The 20203-nt window shown below is 37.1% G+C and carries 19 protein-coding genes; all 19 read left to right on the forward strand.

Features of this window, described 5'->3' with window-relative positions; genetic code table 11:
* The first annotated feature begins 280 nt into the window (after positions 1–280).
* Complete coding sequence (gene rffA / locus K4A83_RS16685; protein WP_265265769.1) at positions 281–1408, forward strand: dTDP-4-amino-4,6-dideoxygalactose transaminase; 1128 nt, start codon at positions 281–283, stop codon at positions 1406–1408.
* Positions 1402–2874, forward strand: a complete 1473-nt coding sequence (locus K4A83_RS16690) for a hypothetical protein (RefSeq protein ID WP_265265770.1) — start codon at positions 1402–1404, stop codon at positions 2872–2874. The genes rffA and K4A83_RS16690 overlap by 7 nt, the downstream gene beginning before the upstream one ends.
* Positions 2875–2906: 32 nt before the next feature.
* The gene (neuC, locus tag K4A83_RS16695) at positions 2907–4088 is read left to right on the forward strand and encodes a UDP-N-acetylglucosamine 2-epimerase (protein ID WP_265265772.1); all 1182 of its coding nucleotides are present in this window, start codon (positions 2907–2909) and stop codon (positions 4086–4088) included.
* Position 4089: 1 nt separating this feature from the next.
* The gene (gene neuB / locus K4A83_RS16700) at positions 4090–5166 is read left to right on the forward strand and encodes an N-acetylneuraminate synthase (protein ID WP_265265773.1); all 1077 of its coding nucleotides are present in this window, start codon (positions 4090–4092) and stop codon (positions 5164–5166) included.
* The gene (locus K4A83_RS16705; protein ID WP_265265774.1) at positions 5159–5806 is read left to right on the forward strand and encodes an acetyltransferase; all 648 of its coding nucleotides are present in this window, start codon (positions 5159–5161) and stop codon (positions 5804–5806) included. Before neuB ends, K4A83_RS16705 begins: the two co-directional genes overlap by 8 nt.
* Positions 5799–6884 (forward strand): nucleotidyltransferase family protein, encoded by a 1086-nt coding sequence (locus K4A83_RS16710; protein WP_265265775.1) that lies wholly within the window; start codon positions 5799–5801, stop codon positions 6882–6884. The genes K4A83_RS16705 and K4A83_RS16710 overlap by 8 nt, the downstream gene beginning before the upstream one ends.
* Positions 6854–7786 (forward strand): Gfo/Idh/MocA family protein, encoded by a 933-nt coding sequence (locus K4A83_RS16715; RefSeq protein ID WP_265265776.1) that lies wholly within the window; start codon positions 6854–6856, stop codon positions 7784–7786. Before K4A83_RS16710 ends, K4A83_RS16715 begins: the two co-directional genes overlap by 31 nt.
* The gene (locus K4A83_RS16720; protein WP_265265778.1) at positions 7783–8484 is read left to right on the forward strand and encodes an acylneuraminate cytidylyltransferase family protein; all 702 of its coding nucleotides are present in this window, start codon (positions 7783–7785) and stop codon (positions 8482–8484) included. Before K4A83_RS16715 ends, K4A83_RS16720 begins: the two co-directional genes overlap by 4 nt.
* The gene (locus tag K4A83_RS16725; RefSeq protein WP_265265779.1) at positions 8481–9308 is read left to right on the forward strand and encodes an SDR family oxidoreductase; all 828 of its coding nucleotides are present in this window, start codon (positions 8481–8483) and stop codon (positions 9306–9308) included. Before K4A83_RS16720 ends, K4A83_RS16725 begins: the two co-directional genes overlap by 4 nt.
* Before the next feature lie 47 nt (positions 9309–9355).
* On the forward strand, positions 9356–10483 hold the full coding sequence (locus K4A83_RS16730; protein ID WP_265265780.1) for an N-acetyl sugar amidotransferase: 1128 nt from the start codon (positions 9356–9358) through the stop codon (positions 10481–10483).
* A gap of 27 nt (positions 10484–10510) precedes the next feature.
* Positions 10511–11134: an imidazole glycerol phosphate synthase subunit HisH gene (gene hisH, locus K4A83_RS16735; RefSeq protein WP_265265781.1), complete on the forward strand. Its 624-nt coding sequence runs from the start codon at positions 10511–10513 to the stop codon at positions 11132–11134.
* 1 nt (position 11135) lies between these two features.
* A complete protein-coding gene (locus tag K4A83_RS16740; RefSeq protein ID WP_265265782.1) occupies positions 11136–11939 on the forward strand; it encodes a HisA/HisF-related TIM barrel protein in 804 nt (267 codons plus the stop codon).
* A gap of 38 nt (positions 11940–11977) precedes the next feature.
* On the forward strand, positions 11978–13003 hold the full coding sequence (locus K4A83_RS16745; protein ID WP_265265783.1) for an FkbM family methyltransferase: 1026 nt from the start codon (positions 11978–11980) through the stop codon (positions 13001–13003).
* A 65-nt stretch (positions 13004–13068) separates the two neighbouring features.
* On the forward strand, positions 13069–13905 hold the full coding sequence (locus tag K4A83_RS16750; protein WP_265265784.1) for a class I SAM-dependent methyltransferase: 837 nt from the start codon (positions 13069–13071) through the stop codon (positions 13903–13905).
* Positions 13906–13944: 39 nt separating this feature from the next.
* Positions 13945–15180, forward strand: coding sequence for a class I SAM-dependent methyltransferase (locus tag K4A83_RS16755; RefSeq protein ID WP_265265786.1), 1236 nt, complete (start codon positions 13945–13947; stop codon positions 15178–15180).
* A gap of 11 nt (positions 15181–15191) precedes the next feature.
* Positions 15192–16145, forward strand: coding sequence for a GDP-mannose 4,6-dehydratase (locus K4A83_RS16760; RefSeq protein ID WP_265265787.1), 954 nt, complete (start codon positions 15192–15194; stop codon positions 16143–16145).
* Positions 16146–16152: 7 nt separating this feature from the next.
* Entirely contained in the window at positions 16153–17286 is a 1134-nt protein-coding gene (locus K4A83_RS16765) for a glycosyltransferase (RefSeq protein WP_265265788.1), read from the forward strand.
* Positions 17287–17314: 28 nt separating this feature from the next.
* Entirely contained in the window at positions 17315–18547 is a 1233-nt protein-coding gene (locus K4A83_RS16770; RefSeq protein WP_265265789.1) for a hypothetical protein, read from the forward strand.
* 29 nt (positions 18548–18576) lie between these two features.
* Positions 18577–20046 carry a lipopolysaccharide biosynthesis protein gene (locus tag K4A83_RS16775; protein ID WP_265265790.1) on the forward strand — a complete coding sequence of 490 codons (1470 nt, stop codon included), beginning with the start codon at positions 18577–18579 and terminating at the stop codon, positions 20044–20046.
* The last annotated feature ends 157 nt before the right edge of the window (positions 20047–20203 follow it).

Below are 20203 nucleotides of genomic sequence, written 5' to 3' on the forward strand. Positions count from 1 at the left end.
ATGTGCCAAAAAATTAGCTATGTACACTGGTTTAAAGAGCTAGTCCCACCTGGTTAAATTTACCTCTTGACAGGGTTACTATGTCCATTTTTACCTAGTTCATAAGTACCGATTCAACACTTCTGGCTCGTTATATAATTGCTCAAGATAGAGGAAAATTTGTCCGAACCAAGTCTGGATATCTATCTATTGCCCATAAAGTTTTTTCAAAAATTAACGCTAGCATTAGACATAACTTATTAAGAATCCCTTATACTCACTTGATTCTTGTATGCACTAAATGAAAATTCCATTTAATCAACCCTTCACGACTGGCCATGAGTTCAAGTATATTCAGCAAGCAATTTCTAATGGGATTCTTTCTGGGAATGGTAAGTTTACCAAGCAATGCCAAAAATGGTTAGAAAACTATAGTGGTTGTCATAAAGCTCTACTCACTCACTCTTGTACAGCCGCTCTAGAAATGGCTGCTATCTTAGCAGATATTCAGCCAGGAGACGAAGTAATTATGCCATCTTACACATTTGTCTCCACAGCTAATGCCTTCGTCCTTCGCGGTGGCATTCCGGTATTCGTTGATATCCGCCCCGATACACTGAATATTGACGAAACTAAAATCGAAGCGGCGATTACCCCTAAAACCAAAGCTATTGTTCCTGTCCATTATGCAGGAGTTCCCTGTGAAATGGATACTATTATGGCAATTGCAAAACGCCATAATCTCTGGGTGATAGAGGATGCAGCCCAAGGCATAATGTCCACCTATAAGGGAAAACCTTTGGGAAGTTTTGGACATCTTGCTGCCCTCAGTTTTCATGAAACAAAAAATATAATCTGTGGTGAAGGAGGAGCATTACTGGTAAACTACCCAGCATGGAGCGATCGAGCAGAGGTTATCTGGGAAAAAGGAACGAATCGCACTCAATACTTTAAAGGTCAAGTTGATAAATATACCTGGGTCGATATTGGCTCATCTTATCTACCCAGTGAAATCAATGCTGCTTTTTTGTGGGCGCAAATGGAACAAGCAGAAACAATTACAGAGAAGAGACTGAGAGTTTGGCAAACTTATCATGAATCTCTAACTTATCTCGAATTAGCAAAAAAAATTCGTCGTCCTGTTGTTCCTTCAAGTTGTCGTCACAATGCACATATGTACTATATTTTAGTTAGGGATTTACAGACCCGCATATCAGTCATTGATCAGCTCAAGGAATATAAAATTAACACGGTTTTTCACTATGTACCTTTACACAATTCTCCTGCGGGTAAAAAGTATGCACGTAGTTTTAAAACTTTATCTAACACAGAAGAGTTATCAGAGCGATTATTAAGGTTACCCTTATGGTTGGGTATAGAGGATGAGCACATTAAAAACATTGTTGAAAAACTGGAGTTCCTGTGTTAAATATCATTAAATTCAGAACACTATGGAGTGAGCAATACTTATCCCGAAAACAGTTCCCATGGCTTCTCGCTGCTTTCTTATTTTTACTCTCCTATGGCAGTTCATTATTTTATCTTAATGCTATTTACTGGGATGACTGGGTTTTGTTTAATGTTCACTCAGAATATATCTTGGAAATGTTTGCAGATGCTGGAGCTATTTTTAGTTGGCCAGGGTACTTGCATATATTTTTGTTATTGGTCGGTCCTGAGATTTACAGGCTGCTGACTCTTGTCTTAATGTTCGCATCAGGTTACTTACTATGGCTAATCTTGCGACAAAAATCTTTTCTAAAGACATTAGAAAGTAATCTTATTACTCTTCTCTTTCTAATCCTTCCTCTAAATCCTGCACGCATTTCTTTAATCAACTTCCCCTATACTTTGTGTTATTTCTGCTTTTTTTTAGCTTGGTGGCTGCTACAAAAGCCTAGTTTTAACAAAAAAATTTTATCTCTAGGTATATTCTTTTTTAGTTTTAATATAAATTCCTTTCTAGTATTCTATGTACTACCTGTTATTGATATCTTTTGTAAAACAACCAACTTTTCCTTAAATGTAAAAACGATAAAGTCATTTTTAAAGCAGTATTTTTTATTCTTACTAATTCCTTTTATTTTTTTCTACATCAAAACATCTTATTTTACTCCAAGTGGTTTATACGTAGGCTATAATTCTGTTTCATGGCAAGGAATAAAAAGTAGTTTGGTTGATTTTAGTCCAGCAGTTTTTATTTTTATCCTATGGCTAATTTTTAAGATTTTAGTCAAAAGTTTCGTTACTGAACGAGGGTTAATCATACTTTTCTGTGGTATTATCACACGCCAACTCGCAATTTTTCCTTATTCTGTTGTTGGATTAACACCATCTTTCCAAGACTGGAATTCTAGACATCAACTTCTCATGCCATTGGGAGTTTCTCTGATAGTTTTAGGAACTGTAGCATGGATATCTTATGGGCGAGCATCCAGAGGAGTAATAATAGTTCTACTCTTAAGTAGCATTATCAATCTTTATTTTTCTTATGAATATTATGTGGATTGGGTTAAGCAAGAAAAAGTAATTGAGTTGATTTCAAAATCTGATGAAATCAAAAATGCTCGAACTATTGTCTTTGACGATCAAACCAAAAACTTTAATGCTCGTGGTAGAGTATATCGGTTTTATGAGTACAACGGCTGGCTTAAATCAGCTTTTGGCGATCAAACAAGATTTGGAGTAGACTTAGAAGAAGTTAAATCAAGATCTCCTGATGGAACTTTGTCTTACTACCCAAATGAAGCTTTTACAGAACTATTTAGTGCAGCAAATTATCAACTTAGTTCTCCAGAGATCATTGTAAGTATTATTTGCAGTGATTCTCGACTCAAGGCTTTATTTACAAGAGCAAGATGCTTTTCGTTAAGTATCAATCAATATAAAATGTAAATCCAATTTACCTGAATTTCTGAAAATTAAGATTGCTTACTTTTAAAAAAGAATCAAAGAAAGTTTGTATTCTAACGGGAACTCGTGCTGAGTATGGTTTACTGTATTGGTTAATGAAAGAGGTTGCAAGTGACGATGATTTAGAGTTACATATCATTGCTACAGGGATGCACCTTTCCCCTGAGTTTGGTTTAACTTATCAGCAAATTGAAGCGGATGGTTTCAGCATAGATGCCAAGGTGGAAATGCTGTTGTCCTCTGATACTCCAGTCGGACTTGCTAAGTCAATTGGTTTGGGAGTAATTGGTTTTGCTGATGCGTTGGAACGGCTGAAGCCTGATATTTTGGTGGTGTTGGGCGATCGCTTTGAAATTCTAGCCGCAGCCCAAGCGGCTATGGTAGCTCGCATTCCCATCGCTCATATTCATGGGGGAGAAACCACGGAAGGCGCGTTTGATGAGCAAATTCGCCATGCCATCACTAAATTTGCCCAATGGCATTTTGTTGCAGCGGAACCTTATCGTCAGCGTGTGATTCAATTGGGAGAATCACCCGATCGCGTGTTTAACGTTGGCTCTCCTGGACTAGACCACCTGCAATATATGGACTGGCTCGATCGCCCTACCTTAGAGCAGTCACTAGAGATTAAACTGCGATCGCCCCTCTTCCTGGTGACTTATCATCCTGTCACCCTAAATCAAGAATCTCCGTCAATTGCAATGCAGGAGTTATTAGTTGCTCTAGATAGTTTTCCTGATGCAACTGTAATCCTGACCTATCCCAATGCTGATACAGGGGGGCGGGTTTTGATTAAGCAAATTGATCAATGGGTGACGCATAATCAGCATCGAGCGAAAGCATTTGTTTCTCTTGGTCAACAACGGTATTTAAGTCTCATGGGTGAAGCAGATGTCATTATTGGGAATTCTTCTAGTGGATTGACTGAAGCACCAGCCCTTAAAAAAGCAACAGTTAATATCGGCGATCGCCAAAAGGGTCGTCTCAAGGCTAAATCAGTGATTGATGCACCAGAACGAAGCGCGGATATTATTACAGCGATTCACCAAGCCCTATCCAGTGATTTTCAATCGATGTTACCCTCAGTGAATTCCTTGTATGGAATAGGAAACGCAAGTCAGCAAATCAAAGAAAAACTAAAAGCTGTTACGCTGCAAACCCAAAAATCCTTCTTTGATATTGAGCATAGTTTCTAAAATGTCCACATTTATCATTGCCGAGGCAGGAGTTAATCATAACGGCGATCGCCATCTCGCCAAGCAACTCATTGATATTGCGGCTGATGCGGGAGCCGATGCCGTTAAGTTTCAGACCTTCCAAGCCGATCGGGTTGTCAGTCGCCACGCTCCCAAGGCAGAGTATCAAACTCAAACCACAGATAAAACTGAAAGTCAGTTAGACATGGTTCGGAAATTGGAATTGAGCATCTCTGACCACGAAGTTTTGATTAATCATGCTCAGACACGGGGAATTCAATTTCTTTCCACCCCCTTTGATCTACCGAGCTTGCAGCTTCTCACCCAGCAATTTGGCTTAAAAACAATCAAGATTCCATCGGGGGAAATTACTAACGCCCCTTTTTTGTTAGAAATTTCCCAATCTGCCCAAAATATCATCCTCTCTACGGGTATGAGTACCCTAGCGGAAGTAGAAGCAGCTTTAGGTGTTCTAGCCTTTGGCTTTATCAGTCCAATGGATAAAAGACCCCAGAGGGGAGGCTTTGAACAGGCTTTTGCTTCAGAAGCAGGTCAGCAACAGTTGCGCGATCGCGTCACGCTGCTGCATTGTACGACTGAATATCCTGCCCCTTTTGCAGAAGTAAATTTACGAGCAATGGATACTTTAGCCTCTGCCTTTGGTTTACCCGTGGGTTACTCTGACCATACCCCTGGGATTCATATTTCCCTTGCTGCCGTCGCACGGGGAGCAAAAATTATTGAGAAACATTTTACGAGCGATCGTACTCTCCCTGGCCCTGACCACCAGGCATCCTTAGAACCTCACGAATTAAATCAGCTGGTGCAACAAATTCATGAAATTGAGCAATCATTAGGCGATGGAATCAAGCGCCCCACAGCCTCTGAGTGGAAAAATCGAGATATTGCCCGTAAGAGCTTAGTGGCAGCTCAGGTGATCGCTCTTGGTGAGGTCTTTACAGAAGAAAATTTGACGTGTAAGCGGCCTGGAATAGGATGTTCTCCGTTTAGCTACTGGCAAACGTTAGGACACATAGCTGCTAAACCGTATCCTATTGATGAACCCTTAGATGTCTGAATCTATCTATGTTTTAGGTGCAGGAGGTCATGGGCGAGTTGTGTTAGACGCACTTCTAGCTAACAGAATTCAAGTGACTGGTATTCTTGATGCTAACGCTCAATCTTTCACCCAGGTGTTAAGAGTTCCCATTTTAGGGGGAGATGAATATTTAGATTGTGTAACAATTGCAGAAGCATTTTTAGTAAATGGTTTGGGTGCTAATCCTAAAACATTCCATCGACGAAATATATTTACGGTGATGAAAACACGGGGATTTACATTTAAGTCATTTAAACATCCATCGGCAATTCTGAGCAGTGCTATCAGTAGGGGAGAGGGATGTCAAGTTATGGCTGGAGTCGTTATCCAAGCTGGAGTAACTCTGGAAGACAATGTGGTCATTAACACAAGAGCTAGTATCGATCATGACTGTATGATTAGTTCCCACTCCTTTATCGCGCCTGGGGTAACGTTGTGCGGAAATGTCACAATTGCCTCATCTGCTTTTATTGGAGCAGGTGCAGTCGTAATTCCCAATATTCACATTGGAGAAAATGCAATTGTTGGCGCGGGTGCAGTGGTGACAAAACCTGTTCCAGATGGCTGGATTGTAGCAGGAAATCCTGCGGTTAAGATTGGGGTAAACCAAAGTGTCTGATCGAGTCGAAAAATACACTGAACATAGTTGGCGGAAAGCGTTACTAAATTCACAGACTACACTCCAAACCGCAATTACCAATCTCGAAAATTCAGGCTTACAAATTATTCTAGTTGTAGATACTAATGGTAGTTTAGTGGGAACAATTACAGATGGAGATATTAGGCGAGGTTTACTACGAGGATTAGACCTAAACAGTCCCATTGACTCTATCATTCATCAAGACCCCCTAGTTGTTCCAGCACAGATGAGTCGTGAAACTGTACTACAACTTATGCAGGCTAATGAAATTCATGCACTGCCAATTGTTGATGAAACTAGACAGGTCATCGGACTGCATTCTCTGAACGAATTACTCACTCCTTATCAGCGTCCTAACCTAATGATTATTATGGCAGGAGGAAAGGGAACTCGTTTACATCCTTATACGACGAATTGCCCTAAACCTTTGTTACCTGTTGGGGGTAAGCCTATTTTAGAACATATTATTGAACGGGCTAAAGAAGAAGGATTTCAACATTTTATTTTAGCAGTTCACTATTTAGGTCATATGATTGAAGACTATTTTGGAGATGGTCATGCTTGGCAAATTCAAATTGATTATTTACGGGAAAAACATCCTCTTGGTACAGCAGGAGCGATTAGCCTTCTCCACTTTTCTCCAAAAACTCCCCTAGTTGTTTCCAATGGTGATGTGTTAACTGACATTCGTTATGGAGAAATGGTAGATTTTCACAATCAACATGGCGCAGCAGCAACAATGGCTGTCCGTCTCCATGAGTGGCAAAATCCCTTTGGAGTTGTCAATATTCAGGGAGTTGATATTGTTAGTTTTGAAGAAAAACCCGTTGTTCGTAGTCATGTTAATGCAGGGATTTATGTTCTTAGCCCTACTGCACTGAACGCTTTGGAAAAAGATCAATATTGTGATATGCCCACGTTATTTAGTCGTTTAAAAGAACGCGGTGAGCGAACTATTGTTTATCCAATGCACGAGCCTTGGTTAGATGTAGGGAGAGTCGAAGAATTAAATAAAGCACAGCAAGAGTGGAACAATCACCTAACTTCAAAATTTTAGTTGTCGGATATGGTTCAATTGGGCAGCGTCATACTCGGGTACTTCAAGAACTAGGATATCCAGTTGCTATTGTTAGTCGCCATTCAAGAAACTATTCACCTTGCTATCCTAACTTGGAAGAAGCTCTACTTGACTGGAATCCAGATTATGTCGTGATCGCCAACCGTACTAATGAGCATTATCGGTCTTTAGCAATTTTGGCTGAAAAGCAATTTAAGGGTCGAGTTTTAATTGAAAAACCCCTATTTGCAAAATACATTGACGTTCCTCAGCATCAATTTGCCCATGTGGCAGTAGCTTATAATTTACGATTCCATCCTTTATTACAGCAGTTAAAATCAATCATTACAAACTCACCAAAAGTTATCTCTGTTCATATTTATACTGGTTCTTATTTGCCAAATTGGCGTTCAACTACTGACTACCGTCAAAGCTATTCTGCTTTGACAGAACAAGGAGGTGGCGTTCTAAGGGATTTAAGTCATGAATTAGACTATGTACAGTGGATATTTGGTGACTGGAAACGATTAACAGCTATAGGTGGAAAATTTAGTGATTTAGCGATTACGAGTGATGATGTGTATTCTATACTGATGGAAACTGAAAAGGCTTTTTTGGTTTCAATTCACATGAATTATTTAGATAAAATTCCGCGTCGAGAAATAATTGTCAATGTTTCAGATCAGACAATTCAAGTTGATCTCATCAATAACTCAATAACTATTGATGGTCATAAAAACGTGATTAATCATAACCGAGATGCAACCTATATTGCAGAGCATCAAGCTATGATAGTAGGGCATAGAAGTATACTATGTACTCTGAAAGAAGCGAGTCAAACTCTAGAAACTATTGAAATGGCTGAAAAAGCAGCCACTTTAAATACTTGGATTCAACAATGAAACGAATTTGTACAATATGCGCTCGGGGAGGATCAAAAGGAGTCAAAAATAAAAATATTCGTCAGATTGCTGGGAAACCCTTAATTGCTTACACTTTAGAACAAGCCCAAGTTTCTCAACTATTTGAAGTCATTGCAGTCAGTAGTGACTCTCCAGAAATTCTAGATATTGCTCACTCTTATGGTATTAATGTTTTGATTCAACGTCCTTCAGAGTTAGCAACCGACGAAGCTCCTAAACTACCTGTTATTCGTCATTGTGTTGAACAAGTCGAAAAAAATCTTAACGAAAAGTTTGATATTGTTGTTGACCTTGATGCAACTTCTCCTCTCCGCTTGCCAGAGGATATTCAAGAAGCCGTTCATCAGTTAGAATCTAAAAAATTAGGAAATATTATTACAGGAAGTCCGGCAAGACGTTCACCCTATTTTAATCTTGTCGAATTGAAAGATAATGGAGTAGTTCAATTAGTGAGACCTCATAGCACAGCTATTGTTCGTCGTCAAGATGCTCCTCCTTGTTTCGATATGAATGCTTCTATTTATGTCTGGCAGCGAGATGTATTATTCAACAGTTCAACTCTCTTTAACCCAGATACTCAACTATTTGTCATGCCACAATCTCGTTCAATTGATATTGATAGTGAGTTGGATTTTGAAGTTGTTGAGTTTTTGCTAAAAAAACATCATGATGTATGAATAAAAAGTCTTTTCGAGACTCATTTAATCTATCTAATAAAGTTGCTATTGTAACAGGAGGCGCAGGTATTTTAGGTCGTCATTTTTGTGCCGGATTAGCTGAGTCAGGTGCTAAAGTTGTTGTTGTGGATATTCAAGAACCTAAAGCTAAAGACCTAGCTCAAGAACTGAGTCAGAGATACAAAACAAAAGCCATCGGTATAGGTTGTGATGTATCTCAACCTGAGTCAGTAAACCAAATGATTTCTGCGGTTCTGTCGGAATTTGGAGAAATTCATATTCTCCATAACAATGCGGCGGCTAAATCTGATGATTTAGATGCCTTCTTTGCTCCTTTTGAACAATATAGTCTTGACCAATGGCGTACAATAATGTCAGTTAACCTAGATGGCATTTTTTTAGTGGCTCAAGCTGTAGGTAAGCAGATGATTCGACAAGGTAAAGGAGGTAGTGTAATTCAAACCGCTTCTGTTTATGGAGTAATCGCACCTGACCAGCGCATTTATGAAGGGTCACTTTATCTCGAACGCCAAATTAATACACCAGCGGTCTACAGTGCATCTAAAGCGGGTGTTATTGGTCTAACTCAATACCTATCAACCTATTGGGCAAAATATGGAATTCGAGTAAATACATTAACTCCAGGAGGTGTAGAAAGCGGACAAAATGACGAATTCAAACGTCGCTACTCAAATCGTGTTCCTTTAAACCGTATGGCCCACGCTGAAGAAATGGTAGGGGCTTTACTATATCTTGCTTCAGATGCCTCAAGTTATGTCACGGGTCAGAATATTATTGTTGATGGTGGATTGACGGCTTGGTAGAGATTATTATGCAAAGTTGTCAATCAAAACGTACTTTTTAAAGACACATGGTAACTGATCTAAACAAAAAAGTTTTCTGGTGTAAAAACTGCCTCAATATGTCCACACGTCCGCGTATTTCTTTCGACGAAAGAGGATGGTGCAATGCCTGTCAGTGGATGGAAGAAAAGCAGGTAATGGATTGGAGTGTTAGAAAACGAGAGCTACAGAACATTTTAAATCGCTATAGATCTAAAACCGGTGGTTTCGATTGTCTTGTTCCTGTAAGTGGAGGTAAGGATGGCTCTTATGTTTCCTATCAACTCAAGCACAAGTATGGAATGAATCCCCTAGCTGTTACAGTCACTCCTGCCTTATCTCTTGAGCTAGGAAACAGAAATCTCAGAAACTATATTGAAAGTGGATACAATCATATTCAAATCAGCCCTGATGCTCATGCAATGTCTGTACTCAATCGACAGGGATTTATTGAAAAAGGATTCCCCTACTTTGGGTGGCTAATAGCTATCCAAGCTGCTGTTGTTCGTCTCGCCATTCATCTCAACATCCCCTTGCTCTTCTATGGAGAAGATGGAGAAGTTGAATATGGTGGTTCAACTGAATCTAAGAACCGTCCTATGTATGATATTCATTACATGAAAAGGATCTACTTAGAAGGAGGGTATGAACAAGTTTTACGTTCTTCTGGATTATCTGATTCAGAATTATACTTTTTTCTATTTCCGACTGATGAAGAACTGGAAAGTAAAGAGTTAAATATTACACATTGGTCTTATTTTGAATCTTGGGATCCTTATCGAAATTATCTGACGGCGAAAGAACACTGTGGTTTAGAGGAAGCCACAGAAAATAATGCTGGAACATTTACAAATTTTGCTCAAAATGACCAAGCCTTGTATGCTCTTCACACTTACATGATGTATCTTAAGTTTGGTTTTGGACGAGCTACCCAAGATGCTGGAATTGAAATTAGGCGAGGTGCGATGACTCGTGAGCAAGCAGTTAACCTTGTACAATTATATGATGGACATTATCCAGAAGAGTTCATCCCAGATTACTTAGAATATTACCAAATGACTCAACAAGAGTTTGATGATGTACTGGATAAGTGGGCTAATCGATATCTATTTGAAAAAGTGAATAATCGTTGGACTCCAAAGTTTACGATTGAATAAGTTTTGAAGCAACCGGACTAAGCTAACATGAAACAAAATATTATAGTTATAGATTATGGAGCAGGTAATCTTTGGTCTGTACTCAATGCTATTCGTTATTTAGGAAGTCAAGCTAGTATTAGTGGCAATCCAGAAGAAATTAGAGGAGCAGAGTGTTTAATTCTCCCCGGAGTGGGTTCTTTTCGTAAGGCAATGGAAACTTTACAGCACTCTAATTTAGCTCAAGCAATTTTAGAAGCAGTTCAACTGCGAGGATGTAAAATTCTGGGAATTTGCTTAGGAATGCAATTATTAGGATCTCATGGTACAGAAGATGGTGACACAGTAGGTCTAGGGTTAATTCCTAATCGAGTAGATAAATTTACTGATCGAGAACTAAGTGGTAATAAAATTCCCCATGTAGGTTTCAACACCGTTAATTTTGCTGAATGTAAAGGACTATTCTCGAATTTTTCTGATGAAGCGGATTTTTACTTTGTCCATTCTTACCGAATGCTTCCTGAAAATTTACAAGCTAGATTAGCCATCTGTCACTATGGAGTTGAATTTGTGGCAGCATTTGAGAAAAATAATATTTGTGGAACTCAATTTCACCCAGAAAAAAGCCAAACTAACGGGTTAATGCTTCTTGATAATTTTCTAAAGCTTTAAAATGTTAAAAAAAAGAATAATTTTTACACTTCTGTATAATGATGGCTTTTTCATGCTCAGTCGTAATTTTCGTCTTCAAAAGGTAGGAAATATTCAGTGGCTACAAAAAAACTATAATTTCTCTCGGATTTCTTTTTGTATTGATGAGTTAATCATTCTCGACGTTTCACGCCAGGAAAGAGATATACCAAAGTTCTGTAACTGTATCAAGACTCTGACTGAAGGCTGTTTCATACCAATTGCTGCTGGCGGTGGAATCAGAACCATTGAACACGCTAAAAGTTTGCTACAATCTGGGGCAGATAAAGTAGTTTTAAATAGTTCCATCTTTAGTAATCTGGGTCTAGTTCAACAAATTGCTCAGGAATTTGGCCGACAATCTATTGTGGCTTCTGTTGATGCAAAACGTTCTGACATGGGTTACACAATTTGGACGAATAATGGTAACATACCACAGGATAGTTTTTTGGGTAATTGGTCATCAAATTTAGCCAATCTGCCAATAGGCGAGCTTTATCTCAACTCTATGGATCGAGATGGTACAGGTCAAGGATATGATTTTGGTATGTTAGACCATTTACCTAAATCCATTACAGTGCCTTTAATCATTGCTGGTGGTGCAGGCAAAGATCAGCATTTAGGCGAAGGCTTATCAGATCATCGAGTTGATGCTGTTGCAACAGCCCACCTTTTCAATTTTGTAGGAGATGGGCTGGTAAAAGCACGCGAGAAGTTGCTGAGTGATAAATACAATTTACCTATTTGGGATGTTGAATTCAATAAATTCAAAAAACTCTATAACTAAAAAACAATTGTAAACTTCAATTTTTAAGAGATAAATAAATGACAGTATTTGACGAGGCTTTATCTTCTATTAAAAACCTTTTTGAAAAAAACAGTCATGATAAATGTAAAAAAGCCTGTGAATTAGTATTATCAATACAATCATCCAACCCGACCGCTTTATACTTTAGTGGTAAATTAAGTGAAGTTTGCGGTGATATTGAGGAAGCGTCCGAATATTATCGTCAATTATCATTAATTTTTCCTTTTAATAATGAGTATATGCAGTTAGCAATACAAACTAACTCAGCCTGTGAGAAAGATGTGTCAATTCTTCAAAATGAAATTGAAAAGTCTAAGGCTTCGATTTTAAATTTTCCTAATCGTCCTTCACTGCGTTATTGTAAGAATAGTTTGGGAGAATTTGCTGTACCATCTCATCCATCTAACGATCAAATTGCGGTAAAAATATGTCAAGGTGAACTTTTTGAACCAGAAATTATTGACATTGCGAAGCAATATATTCAACCTGGTTCAATTGCCATTGATGTAGGTTCAAATCTAGGTCAAATGAGTCTAGTTTTCTCAGCCCTAGTAGGAAAAGAAGGAAAAGTTTATTCAATAGAAGCAGATGATTATCTTCATCACATTCTCAAAGTAAATACACAGCTTAATCAAGCTAAAAATATTATTACACTTTGCAAGGCCGCATGGGAATCTGATGATTGCGATTTATGTTTTCCAATACAAGATTTTGCAGAATATCATTGCTATGGTGCTTATGGTCTTAATCCAAAGTTAACCTCTTCTAGTAGGATGGTTAAAACAATGACCATCGATTCTTTAAAAATTGATAAACCTGTTAGTTTTATGAAAGTTGATGTTCAAGGAGCAGATTTGTTTGCCCTTAGAGGTGCTGTTGAAACTATAAAACGATATCGCTTTCCTATAATTTTTGAGTATGAAGAGGAATTTCAAGAAAAATTCAACACATCTTTTCAAGATTATGTTGATTATGTTGCAAGCATAAATTACAAATTTTTGCGTACAGTTAAAGACATTAATTATATAATTGTCCCTAAATGAGTTATCACGCATTTAAGTCACCAAATTGACGCGCTAAACCCTCTATCTTTTTGACTATTTAGATCATGGAATCATTAAACAGCCTTAAAAATGTTTTATATGTTGATCGAATTTATAGAGCATTACAAACAATTCGTCATCGCCAATACACTGAAAAACATCAAAATACCATAGATTTAAGAACATCGGAACTTCGACTGTTTTCTCAAAATGGAGAGGATGGAGTTTTAGATGCTATTTTAAGAGGATTAAGCAATAGCAATACTTTTTTTGTGGAATTTGGAGTAGGTGACGGATGGTCATGTAACACTCGAATGCTTGCAGAAATTTTCGATTGGTCAGGTTTATACTTAGAGGTTAATGCTGATGATCATCAATTACTGAAGCAGCGTTACTTGCACTCTAAAAAAGTGCAATGTATTAACACATCTGTAACTCCCAACAACATTAATACTCTTTTTGAAGAAAATCATGTTCCAAATGAGTTTGGAGTCTTATCTATTGACATAGATGGTCAAGACTACTGGGTATGGGAAGCTTTAGATGATAAATATCAGCCAGATATTGTTGTTATTGAATTTAATAGCTTTAAAAATCCTCATGAACTTATAGTTGAACAAGTAGGATTGCCATCAGAACTTCCTCTTTCTTTAACATGGGGAGCATCTTTAGGAGCGGTGAAAAGTCTAGGTGAAAAAAAAGGTTATCAATTAGTTCATATTGAAATGGCTGGTGTAAACGCTTTTTTTGTAAAGAAAAATTTACTTAAAGAAAAAGGTTTAACATTTATGGGAATTACCGAAAGATCCCCTAACTTTGGCTTACGGGGCAAAAATCACTCTGATTCTGTTCTGTATGGAGATAAACCGAGAACAGATAGAACAGAAACCAACGTTCTATAAATTTAAAACCGTATTTCACTAACCATTTACTACTTTATTATGAGTTTTACCGAAATTCAATCTTGTCGCATTAGCAATAGTAAAAACTTGATAACAGTTCTTGATTTAGGTTTACAATCACTCACTGGTGTTTTTCCAAAAGAGAAGACAGCAACTGTTACCACTGGTCCCCTGAAGCTAGTGTGGTGTCCTGAAAGTGGTCTCCTACAGCTACAACATACATACGACCTCAATGAAATGTATGGTGATAACTATGGATATCGGTCTGGATTGAATAATTCTATGGTCTCGCACCTCACCCAAAAAGTAAAATATTTACAAAGAATTGTTTCTATTTCACAAGGTGATGTAGTTGTAGATATTGGTAGTAATGATGCAACGTTACTACAAGCCTATAGTAGTTCTGAAATTAAGCGCCTAGGAATTGATCCAACAGGCAAAAAATTCAGCCAGTATTATGGAGATAAAATTGATCTAATTCCAGATTTTTTCACCGCTGATATTTATCGTTCTAAATTTCCCCATCAGAATGCTAAAGTTGTAACATCTATTGCTATGTTTTATGACTTAGATGTTCCCAAAAACTTTGTTCAAGATATCTATAAAATTCTAGCTCATGATGGAATATGGCACTTTGAACAGAGCTATATGCCAACGATGCTCCGTATGAATTCCTATGATACAGTTTGTCATGAACATTTAGAATATTACTCTTTAGGGGTCGTTAAGAAGCTTCTTGAAGACTGCGATCTGAAAGTCGTTGACGTACAGATGAATGCTGTCAACGGTGGTAGTTTTGCTGTAACCGCAGCCCGCAAAGATTCTCCAATCAAAACCAATGATAAACTCATTGACTGGTTACTAGGACAAGAAGAACGGATGGGTTTACATACTCCAAGACCATTCCGTAGTTTTGAAGAGCGAGTTTTTGAACATCGAAAAAATCTTCTTAGCCTTATTCGCGCTTTGAATGAAGATGGAAAAAAAGTGTTAGGTTATGGAGCATCAACCAAAGGCAATGTTCTTTTACAATTTTGCGGACTGACAGAGCAAGATATCCCTTGTATTGCCGAAGTTAACCCTGACAAATTTGGCGCATATACACCAGGCACACATATTCCTATTATCTCAGAAGAAGAAGCCAGAGCCATGAAACCTGATTATCTGTTAGTTCTGCCTTGGCATTTTAAAGACTCTATCATCCAGCGTGAATCAGAGTATTTAGCCAATGGTGGAAAACTAATTTTTCCATTACCAGAAATTGAAATTGTTTAGTCTTAAAAGTGATGAGAGCAATTATAGTAGGGCATAGTGGTCAAGATGGAACTCTTCTCTACCAAAGTCTTCAAGAGCAAGGCTACACAGTTTTAGGCTTTAGTCGATCCTCTATTTGTACTACAGACAACCATTGCTCAAAAGTTAAGCCAAATATCAACGATATTCAATCAATTTATGCGTTAGTTGAAGACTTCAAACCTTCAGAAATTTACTATCTTCCAGCTTACCACACTTCATCAGAATGCTTAGAAGAAAGTTCTATTAAGATATCCTTTGATTTAGCTCAAGAAACTCATGTTACAGGATTGTTGAACTTCCTTTGTGTGATTCGAGACATTATTCCATCATGCAAACTATTTTATGCTTCATCATCACTTATATTCAGTGGAAAAGATGGCGAAGTTCAAGTCGAAACAACTCCCCTCTCACCACAAGGATTTTATGGAATCACTAAAGCACAAGGGATGTGGTTATGCCAAGAGTTTAGAGACAGATTTGGCATTTTTGCTTCAGTTGGAATTCTTTATAATCATGAGTCACACCTTCGACCTCATCACTTCCTATCACAAAAAATCATCCAAGCAGCTATTCGTATAGCATCGGGGTCATCAGAACAACTTGTGGTTGGAGATTTATCAGCAAGAGTTGACTGGGGATATGCTCCAGACTTTATCCAAGGATTCCAGAAGATTCTAAAACTAGAGCAAAGCGGAGACTTTATCATAGCAAGCGGTCGAGCTCACTCAGTTTCTGAGTTTGCTGAAATAACATTTAAATATTTTGGATTAGATTTCACCAATTATATTATAGAAGATAGTTCAATATTAGCAAGACGTTCTCTAACAAAAATTGGCGATCCATCTAAGCTAAAACTGGCGACCAATTGGGAATGTTCCTTTGACTTTATAGACCTTATAAAACAATTAATTAAGGAATCTCAAAATTCAACTATTTCGAGGTAAAAATCTCTTGAAATTTTTAACTAAATGGTATCTTAACGAATTAGTCCCTAGAATAGTATTTATCCCATTCTGGGTATCATGGTTTATTCTATCCGTTGTTCAAGCAGGGCGTTTGATTTTTAAGAAGTCGAAAAACAATCAGGAACATTCAAAGCTCTGTATAGAAGCAGGAATTAAAGGGTGGGAGTCTATTGAATTTAAAGAACTGTATACTTCAGCTTGTGAATATCTTACTATTGAGCAAGTTCATAAAATCGAAGTAACTCCTGATAAAGATTATCTAGTCCAAATCAAAGAAGCCTTAGATAGTACACAACCTACGCATTATCTCTATGATCCTAGAACAGGTAGTCAAAACTGGATGAAAGGTCTTTGGCAATCGTTTAATATTGCGATACTTCTTTGCTGGAGGAAGATTACACCGATTGTATTATTGACGGATCTGGCTTTTAGAACGTGGCGTACTCAAAGTGCAGTTGTGACAGCAAAAACTGGTGTAGTTGTGATCTTTATGTCACCTCGTAAAATTTACCCAATATTTCCGCATAGAAAACTTGTTGGACCGAGTTTAATGCCTTTATCGAAGGCAACACTAAATTTCTTAGACTCTCTACCTGAACATTCAGATCACTCTTCTTCCCATGCCATTTTTACTGGCTCACTCTATGAACCACGTACATCAATTCTAGAAAAAATTAGATATGGATTAGAAAAAAGAGGTCAAGTTCTTGAAATTAAAGGACGTGAATTGGGTTCTCCACGAATATCAGATATTGAGTATTGGGGTAGACTCAAAAATGCAGATTTAGTGTTAACAACAGCTAATCAAATGGAACAGGCCGGAGCAGATTGGATGTGGATTCCAAATCTAGTCTATCGTTATCTTGAAGTGATTGCCTGTGGAACTTTGTTAGTTGCTCCGAATGTACCTGGGGTTTGCCGTTTTTTTCAAGACGGGGAGCATTTTGTTTCCTTTTCTTCTCCTGAAGAAGCTGTTGAAGTCATTGAATATTATCTAATCAACAAAGAAGAACAGCAAAAAATAGCACAACAAGGCAAAAATCGGGCTAAAGCTTTAGTAGAAGGACGATCATTCTGGTTGAGTATTGATGTTGCTCTTGGAAAAAACGCATTAACTTAAATCTTAAATTTCTTCTCTTTATAATAATATGACTTCAGCGATACGTGCTTATTTCCAAGCAGTGGAATTGGAAGCAGATTATGAAGCAATCTATTACGATGTGTTAGATGTAAAAGGCCAGACTCAAGATATACCCCACTTCATTCTTTTGCTGGACTATATCAAAAAGTATCAAATATTGATTGATTTATTTTTACCATTTTGCAAAATATTTTTTGGACTAATAATAGCCCCATTTTATTTTTTGATTCGTGCAGTTTTAATGGCACGATTATTATTAATAAATCAATCACGTATTACTTTAGAAAAAAAATCTAGTGTTTACTTGGCTACATCTAATGGAGAAAACTTAAGATATTTACCTAAAAATTATTTAAACTTTCCTGATCTAATTATAACAACGTCATTTAAAGGGATTATAGATTCAAGTGTTTTACCCAGTACTACCTGTTTATCCTTAACCAATATTTGCGATTTTCAAAAATTGATTAAGGCTTATTGTCTGGCTGTTTTATCAACCTGGAAGTTGACATTTTCAAGCCATCGAAAATATGTGCTGTGGGGATATACAGCATTTGAATGGTATCTAACATTTCTCACGGTATGTTCTATTCATCCTAAAAGAGTATGGATCTCTAATCAAAATGATAGATGGTTAATTTTAGCTACTTCAATTCCAAATGCTAAAGTCAATATAGTTCAGCATGGTCGCTTATTTACATCTCTTGAAAATGGAGATAAGATTTTTTATAGAAGAGAGCAGAAACTAAAGAATATAGACTCTATTTTTGCAGTTGATCTATTATCAGAAAAGTTATTTGGCGAGTACATTGATGTAAATAAGGTGTGCTTCGAGAGAATTAATCCTCGGTTAGCTTCAATGCCTTGGAGACAAACTGCTGCGTATACATTTAAAATTCTAGTGATTGGTGGCTCTCATAAGTTAGGCTTTTTCTTGAAGTTGATGAAAGAAATCTCCCATACATTAAGTGTTCCTTATGATTTGGCAATCCGGCATCACCCTCTTCAAAAGTCAAGAATTAAAGAATTAGATAAAAATACTAATGTCTGGGAACTATCACATTCTGATCCAATCCCAGAAGCTGATTTAGTGGTGTCTTATGGCTCTAGCGTTGACGATCAAATTTATCTAAGCATTGACACCAACTTTGTAACTTACCAGTGGAGTGATTGTATCGATGTTCATCAAATTGCTCTTCGAGTCAAAGATACATTAACTAACATCAATCGTTTAATCTAAATTACTCATGAAACGTATTCTTTTATTAGATGTTCTTCTTACCCAAACCATTTAGAGATATTTTTTCACTGGGATTAAGCTCAGTTGTATCCCGTGCTATCCTGTTTATTCGTGAGAGCTTTCTCGCTGCTTCACTCGGTCCGAATAGTTATGGTATTTGGGTTCAGATAATAGTTATTCTGAATTACTCACTCCATTTACCTCTAGGATATCAACATATTCTAAGTCGTGATGTCCCTTTTTACCGAGGACGGAATGATAATGACTCAGCTTCTGATATCATTATTTCAGCCTTCTGGGTAACTATTATTACCGCAGTTATTGCATCTCTTACCTTAATTGCTTTGATAGCAACTAAAAGGTTATTTTCCTTATCACTTCAAAATGCAATAGTTTTGGGTTTAGTAATTATTGCTCAACAATACAATGGATTTCAATCAATTACCCTGAGAGCTTATGAGAAATTCTCTTATTTTTCTATAGGATTAACATTGATAGGATGCTTTAGTTTTTTAGGAGCTATACTCTTTTCTAACAAGATGGGTGCTTCTGGAGCATTAATTGGTCAAGGCATTGCTCTTGTTTTAATTAGTTTTTGGTGGTTTAACTATCTGCCCAAGAATATAAATATACGTTTACCTATTCAAAAAGTTGCCCGAAATATTTTCATTTTATGGTCTACAGCAGTGCCATTATTTATTGGCGGATTAGCCAATTTTTTGGTTACTTCATTAGATCGATTAATAGCATCTTTAGCTTACTCTAGTATTGATATTGGATATTATGGATTTGCTTTTGCTTTAACACAATCAATTCACTTAGTAACAATTCCAGTTGCACAAGCTTTTCATCCAAGAATGATGAGGGTTTATGGTCAAGAAAAGAACTTAAGTTCTTTGCTGCCTTATCTTAAAATATTCATGGATTTTCTACCGATTACTATACTAATTACTTTAGGATTTATCGGTATTGCCGCATCTTTTGCCATTCCATTATGGCTTCCAGAATACGAAAAATCCATTCCAATACTCAACATACTAATCATCGCAGCTGCTCCTCTTGCAATTGCAGGAGGTTCTCAAACAATTCTTGTTGCTCTTCAAAAAGAAAAGCTGGTTATGTGGTCTACCGTAATTGCTCTTGGATTACAAAGTTTAGTTTATGGAGGATGTATCTTATTAGATTTTGATATAAAAGGATTGGCTTGGGCAGTTGTTATATCTTTTACTTTGTTTGGATTATGGTTTGCTTATTTTTCAATTTATAGTTTATATCAATCTAATCGAAAGACTTTATTGATGATGACTTATTTGTTTGGAGTAATTTTAATTTATTCTGCATTTTTTATGTTGCTAATTGAAATCGAATGGATAAAAAAACAGTTATTTTTATCCTTTCTATGGAAGATATTAGTTTGGACTGTCTTAGCAACACCAATAATACTATTGTGGTTTCCAAAAATTAAGTTTCTTCTCGGTCAAGAATCGGCAAATAGATAAGATATATTTTTTAATATGAATATTTTATGAACCAGAAGTGTTGAATCGGTACTTATGAACTAGGTAAAAATGGACATAGTAACCCTGTCAAGAGGTAAATTTAACCAGGTGGGACTAGCTCTTTAAACCAGTGTACATAGCTAATTTTTTGGCACAT

Source organism: Spirulina subsalsa FACHB-351, assembly GCF_026130165.1.
Taxonomy (GTDB): domain Bacteria; phylum Cyanobacteriota; class Cyanobacteriia; order Cyanobacteriales; family Spirulinaceae; genus Spirulina_A; species Spirulina_A subsalsa_A.

Coding starts and splice junctions, on each gene's coding strand:
- K4A83_RS16760 (WP_265265787.1), top strand. CDS start 15,192: ATGAGAGCAATTATAGTAGGGCATAGTGGTCAAGATGGAACTCTTCTC.
- rffA (WP_265265769.1), top strand. CDS start 281: ATGAAAATTCCATTTAATCAACCCTTCACGACTGGCCATGAGTTCAAG.
- K4A83_RS16725 (WP_265265779.1), top strand. CDS start 8,481: ATGAATAAAAAGTCTTTTCGAGACTCATTTAATCTATCTAATAAAGTT.
- K4A83_RS16775 (WP_265265790.1), top strand. CDS start 18,577: ATGTTCTTCTTACCCAAACCATTTAGAGATATTTTTTCACTGGGATTA.
- neuB (WP_265265773.1), top strand. CDS start 4,090: ATGTCCACATTTATCATTGCCGAGGCAGGAGTTAATCATAACGGCGAT.
- K4A83_RS16730 (WP_265265780.1), top strand. CDS start 9,356: ATGGTAACTGATCTAAACAAAAAAGTTTTCTGGTGTAAAAACTGCCTC.
- K4A83_RS16745 (WP_265265783.1), top strand. CDS start 11,978: ATGACAGTATTTGACGAGGCTTTATCTTCTATTAAAAACCTTTTTGAA.
- K4A83_RS16720 (WP_265265778.1), top strand. CDS start 7,783: ATGAAACGAATTTGTACAATATGCGCTCGGGGAGGATCAAAAGGAGTC.
- K4A83_RS16750 (WP_265265784.1), top strand. CDS start 13,069: ATGGAATCATTAAACAGCCTTAAAAATGTTTTATATGTTGATCGAATT.
- hisH (WP_265265781.1), top strand. CDS start 10,511: ATGAAACAAAATATTATAGTTATAGATTATGGAGCAGGTAATCTTTGG.
- K4A83_RS16770 (WP_265265789.1), top strand. CDS start 17,315: ATGACTTCAGCGATACGTGCTTATTTCCAAGCAGTGGAATTGGAAGCA.
- K4A83_RS16740 (WP_265265782.1), top strand. CDS start 11,136: ATGTTAAAAAAAAGAATAATTTTTACACTTCTGTATAATGATGGCTTT.
- K4A83_RS16755 (WP_265265786.1), top strand. CDS start 13,945: ATGAGTTTTACCGAAATTCAATCTTGTCGCATTAGCAATAGTAAAAAC.
- K4A83_RS16705 (WP_265265774.1), top strand. CDS start 5,159: ATGTCTGAATCTATCTATGTTTTAGGTGCAGGAGGTCATGGGCGAGTT.